Here is a 14,000-nt window from a genome sequence, read left to right on the forward strand (position 1 = left end):
TGGTACTGCAGGGGGGACCCTGTGGGAGAGTAGGACGCCGCCGAACAAATTGTGTGAGAACCCCTGTACCGTTTATTCGGTACAGGGGTTTTCTGTGTTTATGGGGTTGTGGAGAACGCCTGCTTTTCAAGCAGGCGCCGTATTACAGACGTCCCGCGCTCTTGAGAGCCAGGTAGGCGTCCGCCAGTGCCGGTGCGAGATCGTCCGGGGTCGCGTCGACGACGGTGACGCCGTGGCGGCGGAGTTTTTCCGCGGTGCGGTCGCGTTCGGTCTGGGCGCGGGCTGCGGCTGCGGCCTCGTAGACCGCCTCCGTGTTTCCGCGTGATGTGGCCATGAGGGCGATGTGGGGATCCGCTACGGATGCGACCAGAACCGTGTGGCGCTGGGTGAGTTGGGCGAGTACGGGGAGTAGGCCGTCTTCGACGGGGGCGGTGTCGAGGCTGGTCAGCAGGACGATCAGGGAGCGGCGGGGGGCCGTACGGATCGCGGTCGCTGCCAGGCCTCGGGCGTCTGTTTCGACGAGTTCGGGTTCGAGTGTCGCCATCGCGTTGACCAGGGACGGGAGTACGTCACGGGCGGTGCGGCCCTGGACGAGGGCGCGGACCCGGCGGTCGTAGGCGAGGAGGTCCACGCGGTCGCCGGCCCGGGATGCCAGGGCTGCCAGGAGCAGGGCTGCGTCCATGGAGGCGTCGAGGCGGGGGGCGTCGCCGACGCGGCCCGCTGAGGTGCGACCGGTGTCGAGGACCAGGAGGATGTGGCGGTCGCGTTCGGGGCGCCAGGTGCGGACCGCGACCGTGGTCTGGCGGGCGGTGGCGCGCCAGTCGATGGAGCGGGTGTCGTCGCCCGGGACGTATTCGCGCAGGCTGTCGAACTCTGTGCCCTCGCCGCGGGTCAGGACGCTGGTGCGGCCGTCGAGTTCGCGCAGGCGGGCGAGTTTCGAGGGGAGGTGCTTGCGGCTGGTGAAGGGGGGCAGGACGCGTACCGCCCAGGGGACCGTGTGGGTGCCTTGGCGGGTGAGGAGGCCGAGAGGGCCGTAGGAACGGATGGTCACTCGGTCTGCGTGGCGGTCGCCGCGGCGGGTGGGGCGGAGGCGAGTGGTGAGGCGGCGGCGTTCGCCCGGCGGGATCGTCAGGCGGTGGCGGGAGGCGGCGAACTCGGTGCCGGGGAGCCAGCTGCTGGGGGGCCAGGCGTCGCGGATGCGGGCGCGGAGCGGGCGGCGGGACGGGTTGGTGACCGTCAGGGTGACGTCGGCGGCTTCGCCCAGGCGTACGGAGGTGTCGCCCGAGCGGGTGAGGCTCAGGTGGCGGACCGGGGCGGCCAGGGCGAAGTCGCAGGCGCAGGCCAGCGCCAGAGGGGCGTTGACGGCGAGGATGCCTGTCCAGCTGGGTTCCCAGATGCCTACGGGGAGGGAGCCCAGGGCTGCGAGGAGGGCGGCGCGTCCGGTGAGGGCCATCAGCGGGGGACCGGGACGTGGGCGAGGATCGCGTTGATGACGGAGTCCGCCGTCACGCCCTCCATCTCGGCCTCGGGGCGGAGCTGTACGCGGTGGCGGAGGGTGGGGAGCGCGAGGGCCTTCACGTCGTCCGGGATGACGTAGTCGCGGCCGGTGAGCCAGGCCCACGCGCGCGAGGTGGCCAGGAGTGCGGTGGCGCCGCGCGGGGACACGCCGAGGGTGAGGGACGGCGACTCGCGGGTGGCGCGGCAGATGTCGACCACGTAGGCGGTGATTTCCGGGGAGATCGTCGTCTTCGCGACGGCCGCGCGGGCTGCTTCGAGATCTGCGGGGCCGGCGACGGGGCGCAGGCCGGCGGCGTGCAGGTCGCGTGGGTTGAAGCCCTCTGAGTGGCGGGTGAGGACGTCGATCTCGTCCTGGCGGGAGGGCAGAGGGATCGTCAGTTTGAGCAGGAAGCGGTCGAGTTGGGCCTCGGGGAGGGGGTAGGTGCCCTCGTACTCGACGGGGTTCTGCGTCGCGGCGACCAGGAACGGGTCGGGGAGGGTGCGCGGGGTGCCGTCGACCGTGACCTGGCGTTCCTCCATGGCTTCCAGCAGGGACGACTGGGTCTTCGGAGGGGTGCGGTTGATCTCGTCCGCGAGGAGCAGGTTGGTGAAGACCGGGCCGGGCTGGAAGCGGAACTCGGCGGAGCGGGTGTCGTAGACCAGGGAGCCGGTGACGTCGCTCGGCATCAGGTCCGGGGTGAACTGGATGCGCTTGGTGTCGAGTTCGAGCGCGGAGGCGAGGGCGCGGACGAGCAACGTCTTGGCGACCCCGGGGACTCCTTCCAGCAGGACGTGTCCGCGGCAGAGGAGGGCGACGACGAGACCGGTCACGGCGGGGTCCTGGCCGACCACGGCTTTGGCGATCTCGGCGCGCAGGGATTCGAGGGAGGCCCGGGCGGTGCCCGCGTCCCCCGTGGTCCCGGCGTTGTCAGTGGTCGGGTCCATCATGGACGGCGTACCTCTCTTTCGAGGGCGTCGAGTTGGTCGGCGAGTGCGATGAGGGCCGCGTCGTCGCTGGGCGGCGGGCCGAAGAGGAGGGCGTGCAGGGCCTGTCCGTCGCCGTGGAGGTGGGCGGAGAGCGCGGGGAGCAGGGCTTCGGGCGCGTGCGCCTGGGAGACGGGGACGCCGGTGAGGAGGGCGAGGCGGGTGCGGGTGGTGGAGCGCAGGGCGTTGGCCGCGCGGTCACGGGCGTTGGCCTTGCGGTAGAGGCGGGCGCGGCCTTCGACGGTCTCGGAGGCGCGGATCGCCACGGGGAGTTTTTCGGGCACCAGGGGGCCGAGTCGGCGTGCCCGCCACAGGGCGGCCACGGCTGCGGCGATGAACAGTTGCAGGGTGCCCCAGAGCCAGCCCGAGGGGAGCAGGTCGAAGAAGTCCCGGCTGCCGGAGTCGGTGGCGGAGGCATCGGCCAGGGAGGGGAGGTACCAGACCAGATGGGGGCGGGAGCCGAGGAGTTGGAGGGCGAGCGAGGCGTTGCCCTGCTTGTCGAGACGCTTGTTGAAGAAGATGTCGGGCGAGCCGATGACGACGGTGTCGCCGCCCCCGGCCGTGTCCGGGAGGCGGAGCAGGGTCGATCGGCCGTCACTGGGGTAGCACTCGTCGGCGTTGTCGGCGGTGGTCGTGTACCGGTAGTCGCCGGTCTCCGCGTCGCCCGCGCTCCGGGCGGCGGGCAGGAAGCAGTCGGGGGAGAACGTCGAGGACAGGGTCGGGGTGGGGTCTGCGGTGACCTCGGGGGCGAGCCGGGACAGGGACGCGGGACCGGGGGCGACGAGGACCGTACGGCTGCCGGAGTTCGCGAACGCCGTGTGCAGGCCGGACTGCTGACGGTCGGTCAGCAGGTCGGGGACGGCCACCAGGAGGGTGGTGCCGGGACCGGCTGCGGCGCGGGCCTGGGCCAGGGTGGTGACCACGCGGGTGGACACGCCCCGGTCGCCGAGGAGTTCGGCGACGGCACGGCTGCCGTAGGGGTCGGCGGAGCGCGGGTCGAGGTCGCCGTGCCGGGCGTCGGAGCGGATCGCCGCGATGGCGACGGCGGCGGCCAGGAGGATCACGAGGGCGAGGACGATGCCCCGCGCGCGGGTCCACACCTGGCGGGCGGTCGGCGCCGTCGAGGTGGCGGGAAGCGTGGCCTCCGCGGTCATCCGGCGGCCCCCTGGCTGGTGTGGTGGGCCGTGCTGTGGGCGCTGCTGGTGAGGACCGGCTTCGTGCGTTCCAGTTCGCGGTCGAGTTCGGCGATGCGGCGGTACGACTGCTCGCCCGCGCCGCGTCCGCCGTACGTGACGTCGTCGAAGTGGGCGGCGGCGGAACGGAGTTCGGCGGTGTGCGAGGGCAGTGCGCGGCCGGCTTCCGCGACGGCCTCGTCGGCGGTGCGGCCGGGGCGGACGTCGAGCAGGGCCCGTTCCTCCAGGGAGCGGACGATGGCGCGCATGCGTTCCTGCACGGCGGGGTTCCAGTGCCCCTGCGCCGCGTGCGCCTCGGCGGCCGAGCGGTGTTCGGCGGCGCTGCGCGGGCCGTCCTCGAACAGGGCGGCGGCGGAGCCTGGTTGGCGGCGGGGGGTGCCGAGGCGCCACCACAGGGCGGCGCCGACGGCGAGGACGGCCAGGACGACGACGAGCAGGCCGAGCGTGCCGCCGGGCGCGGCCTCCGATGCCCTGCTGAACAGTTTGTCGATCCAGTTCCAGATGGCGTCCAGGGCCCGCTGCACCAGGCTGGGGTCGTCCTGGTGGTACATCTGCTTGGACAGTTCGCGCCGGGCGGCCTCCCGCGCAGGGTCGCGCGGGATCGTCACCGGCGGCTCGTCGCCCGAGAGGGCCGACGACCGGACGACCGTGCCGTGGGCGCGCAGCAGCGCCCCCGCGACCGACTCGACGGCACGCGGCGGCGCCCCGGGTACCCCTGGGAGAACTCCCCCCGCCAGGCTCACCGCATCAGCTCCCCGGAGTGGGGCCGGGGGCGGCGGCGCCCTGGTCCGGGACGCCGGCGGCGCGGGCCAGGTCGAGGTCGAGGGCCTCGCGGCGGATGCGCTGGTCGATGTACAGGAGCACGGTGACGCCCGCCGTGATCGGGAACGAGATCATGCGGCCGATCACCGAGCCGACGCCGCTGATGATGAGGAACGTCCAGCCGAGGTCGCCGGTGCCGTCGACGAGCCCGCCGATGCCGTCGCCGCTGAACAGCCCGGCGATGAAGGCGAACGGGATGACGAGGATCGACGACAGGATGCTCGCGATGATCTGGGAGAGGAGCTGGATGCCGAAGATGCGCCACCAGGAGCCCCGGACCAGCTTCGCGGAGCGGGTCATCGACTTGATGATGCCCTGCTTCTCCAGCATCAGCGCGGGCGAGGCCAGGGAGAAGCGGATCGCCAGCCAGAGGGTGACGACGCAGCCGGCGAGGCCGCCGATGACGGCGAGCGCGATGCCCCCGTCCTCCGATCCGACGAGTGCCACGATGATGCCGGGCACGGTCGGGACGCCGATCAGGACGACGGCCATCAGGATCAGCAGGCAGATCAGGCCGAACAGCTTGAGCACCCGGGGGCGGGCGTCGCGCCAGGCCTCTCCGGCGGTGACCGGCTTGCCGAGCACCGCGCGGCTGGTGACCGAGGTGAGCAGGGCGGTGGCGACCACGGTGCCGATCAGGACGACCAGGTAGACGACGCCGGTGCTGAGGAAGGCCTCGCTCATGGCGCGGGTCACTTCGGAGGCGCTGGCGTTCGGGTCGTCGAGGGCGTTGGCGCTGGAGAGGTCGCTGAAGGCGAAGCCCTGGACGAGGACGACGATGGTCTGCATGACGACGGCGACGCCGAGCGAGACGCCCAGGACCGTGCGCCAGTAGGTGCGCATGGTGGAGACGGCACCGTCGAGGATCTCGCCCACGCCGAGCGGGCGGAGCGGGATGACACCGGGCTTGGCCGCGGGCGGCGGGCCGCTCCAGCCGGATCCCCAGCCTCCGGGAGAGCCGTAGCCGCCGTAGCCCCCAGGACCGCCGGGGCCGCCGCCGGGGTGGCCGCCGCCCCAGCCCGGGCCCGGTGGTGGGGGCGGTGGTGCCTGGTCCTGGCCGGGGGCGCCGGTGGGCGCGGACCACTGGGCGGCCGGCGGCTGCTCCTTGGACCACTGCGGGCCGGGGCCCTGCTGGTCCGCGGGCTGTGCGGGACCGGAGCCGTCGGCCGGCTCGGCGGTACCGGACGCGCCGGGCTCGGGCCCGTCGGGCGGGGCGGATCCGGGCGAGGCCCAGCCCGGAGTGTCGTTCATCGTCGCTCCTTCACGGTGCCCGTCCGCGGTCGCGGCGGCAGGTTGGCAGCCATCGTGCCATGGGGTGGTCGGGCGGTGACCGGCCGCGGTATGGGCTGCACACCTTCAATTGTCCGCCGGATACGGGGCAGACTGACCGCATGGCTGATCAGTACGCGCAATCCGGCGAGGACGGCCGGCCGACCGACATACCCGCGATCCGATGGGACGAACCCCCTGAGGGTCCTGTCCTGGTCCTTCTCGACCAGACGAGACTGCCGGCCGAGGAGGTCGAGCTGGTCTGCACGGACGCGTCCGCCCTGGTGGAGGCGATCCGCTCACTGGCGGTGCGCGGAGCACCGCTGCTCGGCATCGCGGGCGCGTACGGCGTCGCGCTCGCCGCCGCGCGGGGCTTCGACGTGGACGAGGCCGCGATCGCGCTGGCGGGCGCCCGGCCCACCGCGGTGAACCTCTCCGTGGGCGTTCGCAGGGCGCAGGCCGCGCACCGGGCCGCGCTCGCCGAGGGCGGTGGCGCCGAGCGGGCGGCGGGGGCCGCGTTGGCCGCGGCCCGGCGGCTGCACCAGGAGGACGCCGAGGCCAGCGCGCGGATGGCCGCGCACGGGCTGGCCCTGCTGGACGAGCTGCTGCCCGGCGGCGGGCACCGGATCCTGACGCACTGCAACACCGGGGCGCTGGTCTCCGGAGGCGAGGGGACGGCCTTCGCGGTGGCGCTCGCGGCGCACCGGGACGGGCGACTGCGGCGGCTGTGGGTGGACGAAACGCGTCCGTTGCTGCAAGGTGCTCGCCTGACGGCGTACGAGGCGGCACGCAACGGAATGGCGTACACCTTGCTCACGGACAACGCGGCGGGTTCCCTGTTCGCGGCGGGGGAGGTGGACGCGGTGCTGATCGGGGCGGACCGGATCGCCGCCGACGGTTCGGTGGCGAACAAGGTGGGGAGCTATCCGCTCGCTGTGCTCGCCCGGTACCACCATGTGCCGTTCATCGTGGTGGCGCCGGTGACGACCGTCGATCCGGACACGCCGGACGGGGCGTCCATCGAGGTGGAACAGCGCCCCGGATTCGAAGTGACGGAGATCACGTCACCCCAAGTGACGGTGTCGGGACCGGGAGGCGGGATTCCGTTGGCACCACTGGGGACCCAGGCCTACAACCCGGCGTTCGACGTGACGCCTCCCGAGCTGGTGACGGCGATCGTCACCGAAGAAGGCGCCGTTTCGCCCGTGACGGCGGAGGCGCTGGCAGAGCTGTGTGACAGGTCACGACAGGTAACGATTTAGTTAATGGGATGATGTCGTTTATGAAGGGACGAGTCCTTGTCGTCGATGACGACACCGCACTGGCCGAGATGCTCGGCATCGTGTTGCGTGGTGAAGGTTTTGAGCCGTCTTTCGTAGCCGACGGCGACAAGGCGCTGGCCGCTTTCCGTGAGAGCAAGCCCGACCTGGTGCTCCTGGACCTGATGCTGCCCGGACGGGACGGCATCGAGGTGTGCCGCCTGATCAGGGCGGAGTCCGGGGTACCGATCGTGATGCTCACGGCGAAGAGTGACACCGTCGACGTCGTGGTGGGCCTGGAGTCGGGCGCGGACGACTACATCGTGAAGCCGTTCAAGCCGAAGGAGCTGGTCGCCCGGATCCGGGCCCGGCTGCGGAGGTCGGAAGAGCCCGCGCCCGAGCAGCTCGCCATCGGCGACCTGGTCATCGACGTCGCCGGTCACTCCGTGAAGCGGGACGGGCAGTCCATCGCCCTGACCCCGCTGGAGTTCGACCTGCTGGTCGCACTGGCCCGCAAACCGTGGCAGGTGTTCACCCGCGAGGTGCTCCTGGAACAGGTCTGGGGCTACCGGCACGCGGCCGACACCCGGCTGGTCAACGTGCACGTCCAACGGCTGCGCTCCAAGGTCGAGAAGGACCCCGAGCGGCCCGAGATCGTGGTGACCGTCCGCGGTGTCGGTTACAAGGCGGGACCGAGCTGACATGTCCAGAGACAGTGCCGCTTCGGCACCCGGGGGGTCCGGGGCTCGTGCGGGGCGGCCTGTCGGCCGGACGGCGGCGGGCTCCCGCTGGGGACGCCTGCTGGAGGGCGGGCTGCTCCAGGGCGGGGTCCAGGGCAGCCCGGTCCTGCGCCTGTTCATGCGCTGGGTGCGCCGGCCACTGCTGCCCGTCATGCGGCTGTGGCGGCGCAACATCCAGCTCAAGGTCGTCGTCACCACCCTGCTGATGTCGCTCGGCGTCGTCCTGCTGCTCGGCTTCGTCGTCATCGGCCAGGTGCGCAACGGCCTCCTGGACGCCAAGGTGAAGGCCTCCCAGAGCCAGGCCACGGGCGGCTTCGCCGTGGCCAAGCAGCGGGCCGACGAGGCGGCCACCGGAACAGCCGACGACGGCTCCGCGACCGGCGGCAGCCCCTCCCAGAACGTCATCCAGTGGATGAGCGACCTCGTGTCGTCGCTCTCCAGCGGCGGCCAGGGCGCCTTCGACGTGGTGACCCTGCCCGCCGGCATGGACAGCGGCAGCGGACGCAGCCCGCGCGGCTCCGGCTACGTCGACCCGTCGGCCAGCGTCCCCGAGGACCTGCGCGCACGGGTCAACGACCGCACGACCGCCGCCCAGAGCTACACCCGGATCATCTACAGCAACGGCAAGGAGTCCCAGCCGGCCCTGGTCGTGGGCAAGCAGGTCAACGACCCGAACGGCGATCCGTACCAGCTGTACTACCTCTTCCCGCTCACCCAGGAGGAGAAGTCGCTCAGCCTGGTCAAGGGAACCCTCGCCACCGCCGGGCTCTTCGTCGTCGTCCTCCTGGGAGCCATCGCCTGGCTCGTCGTCCGCCAGGTCGTCACCCCGGTGCGGATGGCCGCGGGGATCGCCGAGCGGCTCTCCGCCGGACGCCTCCAGGAACGCATGAAGGTCACCGGCGAGGATGACATCGCGCGCCTCGGCGAGGCCTTCAACAAGATGGCGCAGAACCTCCAGCTGAAGATCCAGCAGCTGGAGGACCTGTCGCGGATGCAGCGGCGCTTCGTGTCCGACGTGTCGCACGAACTCCGGACGCCGCTCACGACCGTACGGATGGCAGCGGATGTCATCCACGACGCGCGCGTGGACTTCGATCCGATGACCGCGCGCTCGGCCGAACTGCTCGCCGACCAGCTCGACCGGTTCGAGACACTCCTCGCGGACCTCCTGGAGATCAGCCGCTTCGACGCGGGCGCGGCGGCCCTGGAGGCCGAGCCGATAGACCTCAGAGAGGTCGTACGGCGGGTCCTGAGCGGCGCCGAGCCGCTCGCCGAACGCAAGGGCACACGGATACGCGTCGTCGGCGACCAGCAGCCCGTGGTCGCCGAGGCCGACGCCCGGCGGGTCGAGAGGGTGCTGCGCAACCTCGTCGTCAACGCCGTGGAGCACGGCGACGGCAAGGACGTCATAGTCAAGCTCGCCACCGCGGGCGGAGCCGTCGCCATCGCGGTGCGCGACTACGGGGTGGGGCTCAAGCCCGGTGAGGCGACCCGGGTGTTCAGCCGCTTCTGGCGGGCCGACCCGGCACGCGCGCGTACCACCGGCGGTACGGGTCTGGGACTGTCCATCGCCCTGGAGGACGCGCGGCTGCACGGCGGCTGGCTGCAGGCGTGGGGCGAACCGGGCGGCGGGTCGCAGTTCCGGCTGACGCTGCCGCGCACCGCCGACGAACCGCTGCGGGGCTCGCCCATACCCCTGGAGCCCAAGGACTCACGCCGTAATCGCGGACTTAATGAGGCCGGTCTGCCCAGCGGGGGCGGGGACAAGCGCGCGACGGTCCCGGTGCAGCCGATGGGTGACCAGGGAGCGCCGATATCCGCGCGGACCCCGATCGCCCCCAGACTGAACACCACGACCGCGACGGCGGACCCGACGGCACTGCCCGGCAACGGCGCGCGCGTGGTGCCCCGGCCGACCGGCGGCACCCGGCGCCAGGAGGACCGGCCGGCCGCGGAACCGGGGCGGAGCGAGGCCGCGGGCGGCACGGACCCGGCCGCCGCGCCGGAGAACTCGACCAAGCAGGGGGAGGCATCTCGTGGGCGCTGACCGCGTGGGGGGCGCCCGGCGCAGGCAGGGACGCACGGTGGCGTACGCCGCGTGTGGCATCGCCGTACTGGCGGGATGCGCCTCGATGCCCGACAGCGGAGACCTCCGGGGAGTCGAGTCGACGCCCCGACAGGACACCCAGGTGCGCGTTTTCGCGATGCCACCCCGGGAGGACGCGTCGCAGGGCGAGATCGTGCAGGGCTTCCTGGAGGCACTGACCAGCGACGACCCGGACTTCAAGACGGCACGCATGTACCTGACCGCCAAGGCCGCGCGCGGCTGGCAGCCGGAGCAGTCCACCACGGTCCTCGCCGACGGCCCGAGCACGGAGGCCCTCCGCGCCCCGGCGGGCCGGGAGGACACCGACACCTTCACGTACACGCTGACCGGCGACCGGGTCGCCACGGTGGACGCGCAACAGGCCTACTCCCCGGCGGACGGCCAGTACAGCAAGTCCCTCCACCTCACGAAGGACGCGAAGAGCGGCCAGTGGCGCATCGACGAACTGCCGCAGGGCGTCGTCCTGGGCGAGTCGGACTTCCAGCGCAACTACATGTCGGTCAACAAGTACTACTTCGCGTCGAACACGTCGGCCGCCACGAGCTCGCAGCCGATCGCGGTCGCAGACCCCGTGTTCGTACGGCGCCGGGTGGACCCCGTCACGCAGATGGTGCGGTCGCTGCTCAACGGACCGACCAGCTGGCTCGGGCCCGTGGTCAGGTCGAGCTTCCCCACCGGGACGACGCTCCGCAAGGGCGTCACCTCGCTGACACCCGACGACCAGAACAAACTCACCGTCCCGCTGAACCAGACGGCCTCGCGGGTCGGGCTCGCCCGGTGCAACGAGATGGCCACGCAGATCCTCTACACGCTCCAGACGATGACGCCCACGGTGGACGAGGTCGAGCTGCAGGCCGCGAACGGCGCCCAGTTGTGCGTCTACTCCGAGGAGAGCGCGGCGGGCCTCGCGGCACACGGCGCCGTGAACCGTCCCGAGTACCTGTACTTCCTCGACGACAAGCACCGGGTGGTACGGATGCCCGGCGCGGGCGGCACACACGCCGATCCGGTGCCGGGCGCACTGGGCGAGGGCGACAAGCAACTGCGGTCGGTGGCGATCTCGCGCGACGAGGAGACCGGAGCCGGCGTCGGCCTCGACGGGAAGTCGCTCTACGTCAGCTCGATGGTGTCCGGCGCATCGCTCGGCGACCCGGTGCTGACCAGCCAGGGCAAGACCGAGGACGACCGGCTGACGGCGCCCAGCTGGGACGCGCAGGGCGACCTCTGGGTGGCCGACCGCGACCAGGCCAACCCCCGGCTGCTCCTGCTGCAGAAGGGCGCGGGACAGCCCATCACGGTGGAGGCGCCGGGGCTGGACGGCCGTATCGAGTCCGTTCGGGTGGCCGCCGACGGGGTGCGGATAGCGATCGTCGTGGAGAAGGACGGCAAGCGGTCCCTGCTCGTCGGACGCATCCAGCGGGGCGGGACGAGCGGCGAGCCGCCGGAGGTCTCGGTCCTCGAACTGCGGTCCGTCACCCCGGACCTGGAGGAGATCACCGCCATGTCGTGGGCCGGGGACAGCCGGCTCGTGGTGGTGGGCCGCGAGCACGAAGGCGTCCTCCAGATGCGGTACGTCCAGGTCGACGGCTCCACACCGGAGGGCCCGGCACCCGCCGCCCTGACCGGGGTCAAGGAGATCGCCGCGTCCGAGGACGACAAGCTGCCGCTGGTGGCCTACTCGGAGGACGGGATCGTACGGCTGCCCAGCGGGGCGCAGTGGCAGAAGGTGATCAAGACGGGCTCGGCGCCGGTCTATCCGGGGTGAGGCGCCGCTGCGTCCAGGAAGTCGAGGCGCGCTGACGTTCGACGCGTCGGGGCATGCCGACGCATGGCGGCGCATGTCGGCGGGGCATGTCAGAGCATGTCGGGGCGTTGAGCGGGCGGACTGAATGCGGCCGTCTCCGGTCGGGCTGAGGCTCGGTGGAGGCGGCCGTTCACGTGGTCCGGGCGGCTTCCGGTGCGGCCTCGTACTCGTCCGGGGTGACGGCTGCCGACGCTTGCGCGGAGTTGTCCACAGGCCGTTGTCCACAGGGGTGGCCGCTCGGCGCAGCCACGGGCACAGTGGTGGACATGCGGGGGTGGTGGCGGGACCTGACGGATCTGGTGCTGCCGGCCGAGTGCGGAGGCTGCGAAAAGCCTCGCACGGTGCTCTGTCCGGAGTGCCGTGCCGCCCTGACCGGGGCCGCGCCGAGCCGGGTGCGACCGATGCCCGAGCCGTCCGGACTACCGGCCACGTACGCGACAGCCCCGTACGCGGACGAGGTGCGCGCGATGCTCCTCGCCCACAAGGAACGAGGAGCGCTGGCCCTCGCGGGGCCACTGGGCGCGGCGCTGGCGGGGGCGGTGCGGGTGGGGGTGCGGGAGGCGGGGTGGGAGGGGTGGGGGAGGGGGAGCCCCCAATCGTCAGCCCAGCGGCACCCGGACCTCCGTCCCACTCACCTCCGTGCCACTCACCTCCGTCCCACCCACCCCCGCCCCCCGGCCCAAGCCCCCCTGCTGCTCGTCCCCGTGCCGTCCGCGCGGGCGACCGTGCGGGCCCGGGGGCATGATCCGGCGCGGCGGATCGCGCTCGCGGCGGCGGGTGAGTTGCGGCGGACCGGGACGCCGGCCCGGGTGGCCGCGGTGTTGCGGCAGGGGCGGTGGGTGGCCGACCAGGCGGGGCTCAACTCCCGGCAGCGGCTGGAGAATCTCGCCGGTGCGCTGGAGGTGGTCCAGGGCGGTGGTCGGCTGCTCGCCGGAGTTCCGGTGGTGCTCGTCGACGACCTGATGACTACCGGGGCCACTTTGAGGGAGGCGGCGCGTGCCGTGCGGGAGGCGATCGGGTGCGAGCGGGAAGTTGGCGCGACTGCCGCTGTGTATGCGCGTGCGTCCAGGGAAGGCAGAGAAGAACACACCGAGAGATCAATGGAGAACAGGAGGAACATGGCACTCAGTGCAACAAGATTCGTGGGTGTGAACGGGCCCGATGACCCGGTCTGCGCGGCGGTGATCGCGGCCTCGCCAGATTCCTTCGAAATAAACCGGAACTGACTGCGATCTTGCGTCGTTGCAGGTAATGACAGGGCTAATTCACCTGAACGGAGGTACGGGGCAGTAGAGGGTGACGACATCCGTCCGGGCGAGATATGTTCGGTTGTGAGAGAAAGGCGCACGTCGCGCCTCTCCTATCCGAATGTCGTGCTGCGGGTTTTCTGCAATCACTCGCCGCCATGGGGTGGAGATCTTGCCCATGGGGGAGGAGGAGGTGGAAGTCACCGAGTCCGAGGTTCCGGGGCGACCGGAGCCTGGTGCGAAAGGGAGACGCTCCGCAGCGAGGCGGAGCGATCCGGGAACGGAGTTCTGCGTGGACATCGTCGTCAAGGGCCGCAAGACAGAGGTGCCCGAGCGGTTCCGCAAGCACGTGGCCGAGAAGCTGAAGCTGGAGAAGATCCAGAAGCTCGACGGCAAGGTGATCAGCCTCGACGTGGAGGTGTCCAAGGAGCCGAACCCCCGACAGGCCGACCGCTGTGACCGAGTGGAGATCACGCTCCGCTCCCGCGGTCCGGTGATCCGGGCGGAGGCATCGGCCAACGATCCGTACGCGGCGCTCGACCTCGCGGCGGAGAAGCTGGACGCCCGGCTGCGCAAGCAGCACGACAAGCGCAACACGCGCCGCGGTGCCCGCCGGCTCACGGCCGCCGAGGTCCCCGACCACGTCCCGGGCGCCGCGACGCTCAACGGCAACGGCCAGGCCGTCCCGGACGAGCAGTCGGACGGTGTGCCCACCAAGAAGATCGGCTCGCTGGAGGTCAAGGGCGAAGGTCCCCTGGTCGTCCGCGAGAAGACCCACGTCGCCTCTCCGATGTCCCTCGACCAGGCGCTCTACGAGATGGAACTGGTCGGACACGACTTCTACCTGTTCGTCGACTCCGAGACCAAGGAACCGAGCGTCGTCTACCGGCGGCACGCCTACGACTACGGCGTCATCCACCTGAGCACGGACCCGATGGTCACGCAGGCGCAACCGCCCGCGGCGGGTGGCACGCTGGGCGGCTGAGCCACCCGGCCGAGAGTTGAACCGGTGCCCCTGGAGCGCGTGTGCGCCCCCAGGGGCACCGGTGTGCGACCACTTCGCGCCCCGCTTCGTGAC

Annotated in this window: 11 protein-coding genes; 6 read left to right on the top strand and 5 right to left on the bottom strand. The window is 71.9% G+C overall.

Translation table 11 applies throughout. The features are described 5' to 3' along the window. Positions 1-142: 142 nt before the first annotated feature. The 5 genes from ACIPTO_RS11085 to ACIPTO_RS11105 are packed head-to-tail and all read right to left on the bottom strand — an operon-like array spanning position 143 to position 5,747. On the bottom strand, positions 143-1,453 hold the full coding sequence (locus tag ACIPTO_RS11085) for a DUF58 domain-containing protein (RefSeq protein WP_401190880.1): 1,311 nt from the start codon (positions 1,451-1,453) through the stop codon (positions 143-145). Beyond that, a complete protein-coding gene (locus ACIPTO_RS11090) occupies positions 1,453-2,442 on the bottom strand; it encodes an AAA family ATPase (protein WP_401192082.1) in 990 nt (329 codons plus the stop codon). Before ACIPTO_RS11090 ends, ACIPTO_RS11085 begins: the two co-directional genes overlap by 1 nt. Further along, positions 2,442-3,635, bottom strand: coding sequence for a DUF4350 domain-containing protein (locus ACIPTO_RS11095; protein ID WP_401190882.1), 1,194 nt, complete (start codon positions 3,633-3,635; stop codon positions 2,442-2,444). The genes ACIPTO_RS11090 and ACIPTO_RS11095 overlap by 1 nt, the downstream gene beginning before the upstream one ends. Next, positions 3,632-4,417, bottom strand: coding sequence for a DUF4129 domain-containing protein (locus tag ACIPTO_RS11100; RefSeq protein ID WP_401190884.1), 786 nt, complete (start codon positions 4,415-4,417; stop codon positions 3,632-3,634). Before ACIPTO_RS11100 ends, ACIPTO_RS11095 begins: the two co-directional genes overlap by 4 nt. A gap of 4 nt (positions 4,418-4,421) precedes the next feature. After that, on the bottom strand, positions 4,422-5,747 hold the full coding sequence (locus ACIPTO_RS11105) for a hypothetical protein (protein WP_401190886.1): 1,326 nt from the start codon (positions 5,745-5,747) through the stop codon (positions 4,422-4,424). 140 nt (positions 5,748-5,887) lie between these two features. On the opposite strand from ACIPTO_RS11105, the gene mtnA reads away from it, so the two are divergent. The 6 genes from mtnA to hpf all read left to right on the top strand — a co-directional run bounded on the left by mtnA (position 5,888) and on the right by hpf (position 13,907). Beyond that, a complete protein-coding gene (gene mtnA, locus ACIPTO_RS11110) occupies positions 5,888-7,027 on the top strand; it encodes an S-methyl-5-thioribose-1-phosphate isomerase (protein ID WP_401190888.1) in 1,140 nt (379 codons plus the stop codon). Positions 7,028-7,035: 8 nt separating this feature from the next. Further along, complete coding sequence (gene mtrA / locus ACIPTO_RS11115; RefSeq protein WP_187284748.1) at positions 7,036-7,725, top strand: two-component system response regulator MtrA; 690 nt, start codon at positions 7,036-7,038, stop codon at positions 7,723-7,725. A gap of 1 nt (position 7,726) precedes the next feature. Beyond that, positions 7,727-9,811: an MtrAB system histidine kinase MtrB gene (mtrB, locus tag ACIPTO_RS11120; RefSeq protein WP_401190891.1), complete on the top strand. Its 2,085-nt coding sequence runs from the start codon at positions 7,727-7,729 to the stop codon at positions 9,809-9,811. Continuing rightward, positions 9,801-11,636, top strand: a complete 1,836-nt coding sequence (locus ACIPTO_RS11125) for an LpqB family beta-propeller domain-containing protein (protein ID WP_401190893.1) — start codon at positions 9,801-9,803, stop codon at positions 11,634-11,636. Before mtrB ends, ACIPTO_RS11125 begins: the two co-directional genes overlap by 11 nt. 305 nt (positions 11,637-11,941) lie before the next feature. Then, positions 11,942-12,901, top strand: a complete 960-nt coding sequence (locus ACIPTO_RS11130) for a ComF family protein (RefSeq protein ID WP_401190895.1) — start codon at positions 11,942-11,944, stop codon at positions 12,899-12,901. A 313-nt stretch (positions 12,902-13,214) separates the two neighbouring features. Then, entirely contained in the window at positions 13,215-13,907 is a 693-nt protein-coding gene (gene hpf / locus ACIPTO_RS11135; RefSeq protein WP_328831068.1) for a ribosome hibernation-promoting factor, HPF/YfiA family, read from the top strand. Positions 13,908-14,000: the final 93 nt, after the last annotated feature.

The organism is Streptomyces sp. NPDC090083 (assembly GCF_044747445.1).
Taxonomy (GTDB): domain Bacteria; phylum Actinomycetota; class Actinomycetes; order Streptomycetales; family Streptomycetaceae; genus Streptomyces.

Bases quoted from the DNA above. Each gene is read 5' to 3' on its own strand.
- ACIPTO_RS11130 (WP_401190895.1), top strand. From the start codon at position 11,942: ATGCGGGGGTGGTGGCGGGACCTGACGGATCTGGTGCTGCCGGCCGAG.
- ACIPTO_RS11090 (WP_401192082.1), bottom strand. From the start codon at position 2,442: ATGGACCCGACCACTGACAACGCCGGGACCACGGGGGACGCGGGCACC.
- mtnA (WP_401190888.1), top strand. From the start codon at position 5,888: ATGGCTGATCAGTACGCGCAATCCGGCGAGGACGGCCGGCCGACCGAC.
- mtrA (WP_187284748.1), top strand. From the start codon at position 7,036: ATGATGTCGTTTATGAAGGGACGAGTCCTTGTCGTCGATGACGACACC.
- ACIPTO_RS11105 (WP_401190886.1), bottom strand. From the start codon at position 5,747: ATGAACGACACTCCGGGCTGGGCCTCGCCCGGATCCGCCCCGCCCGAC.
- ACIPTO_RS11095 (WP_401190882.1), bottom strand. From the start codon at position 3,635: ATGACCGCGGAGGCCACGCTTCCCGCCACCTCGACGGCGCCGACCGCC.
- ACIPTO_RS11085 (WP_401190880.1), bottom strand. From the start codon at position 1,453: ATGGCCCTCACCGGACGCGCCGCCCTCCTCGCAGCCCTGGGCTCCCTC.
- mtrB (WP_401190891.1), top strand. From the start codon at position 7,727: ATGTCCAGAGACAGTGCCGCTTCGGCACCCGGGGGGTCCGGGGCTCGT.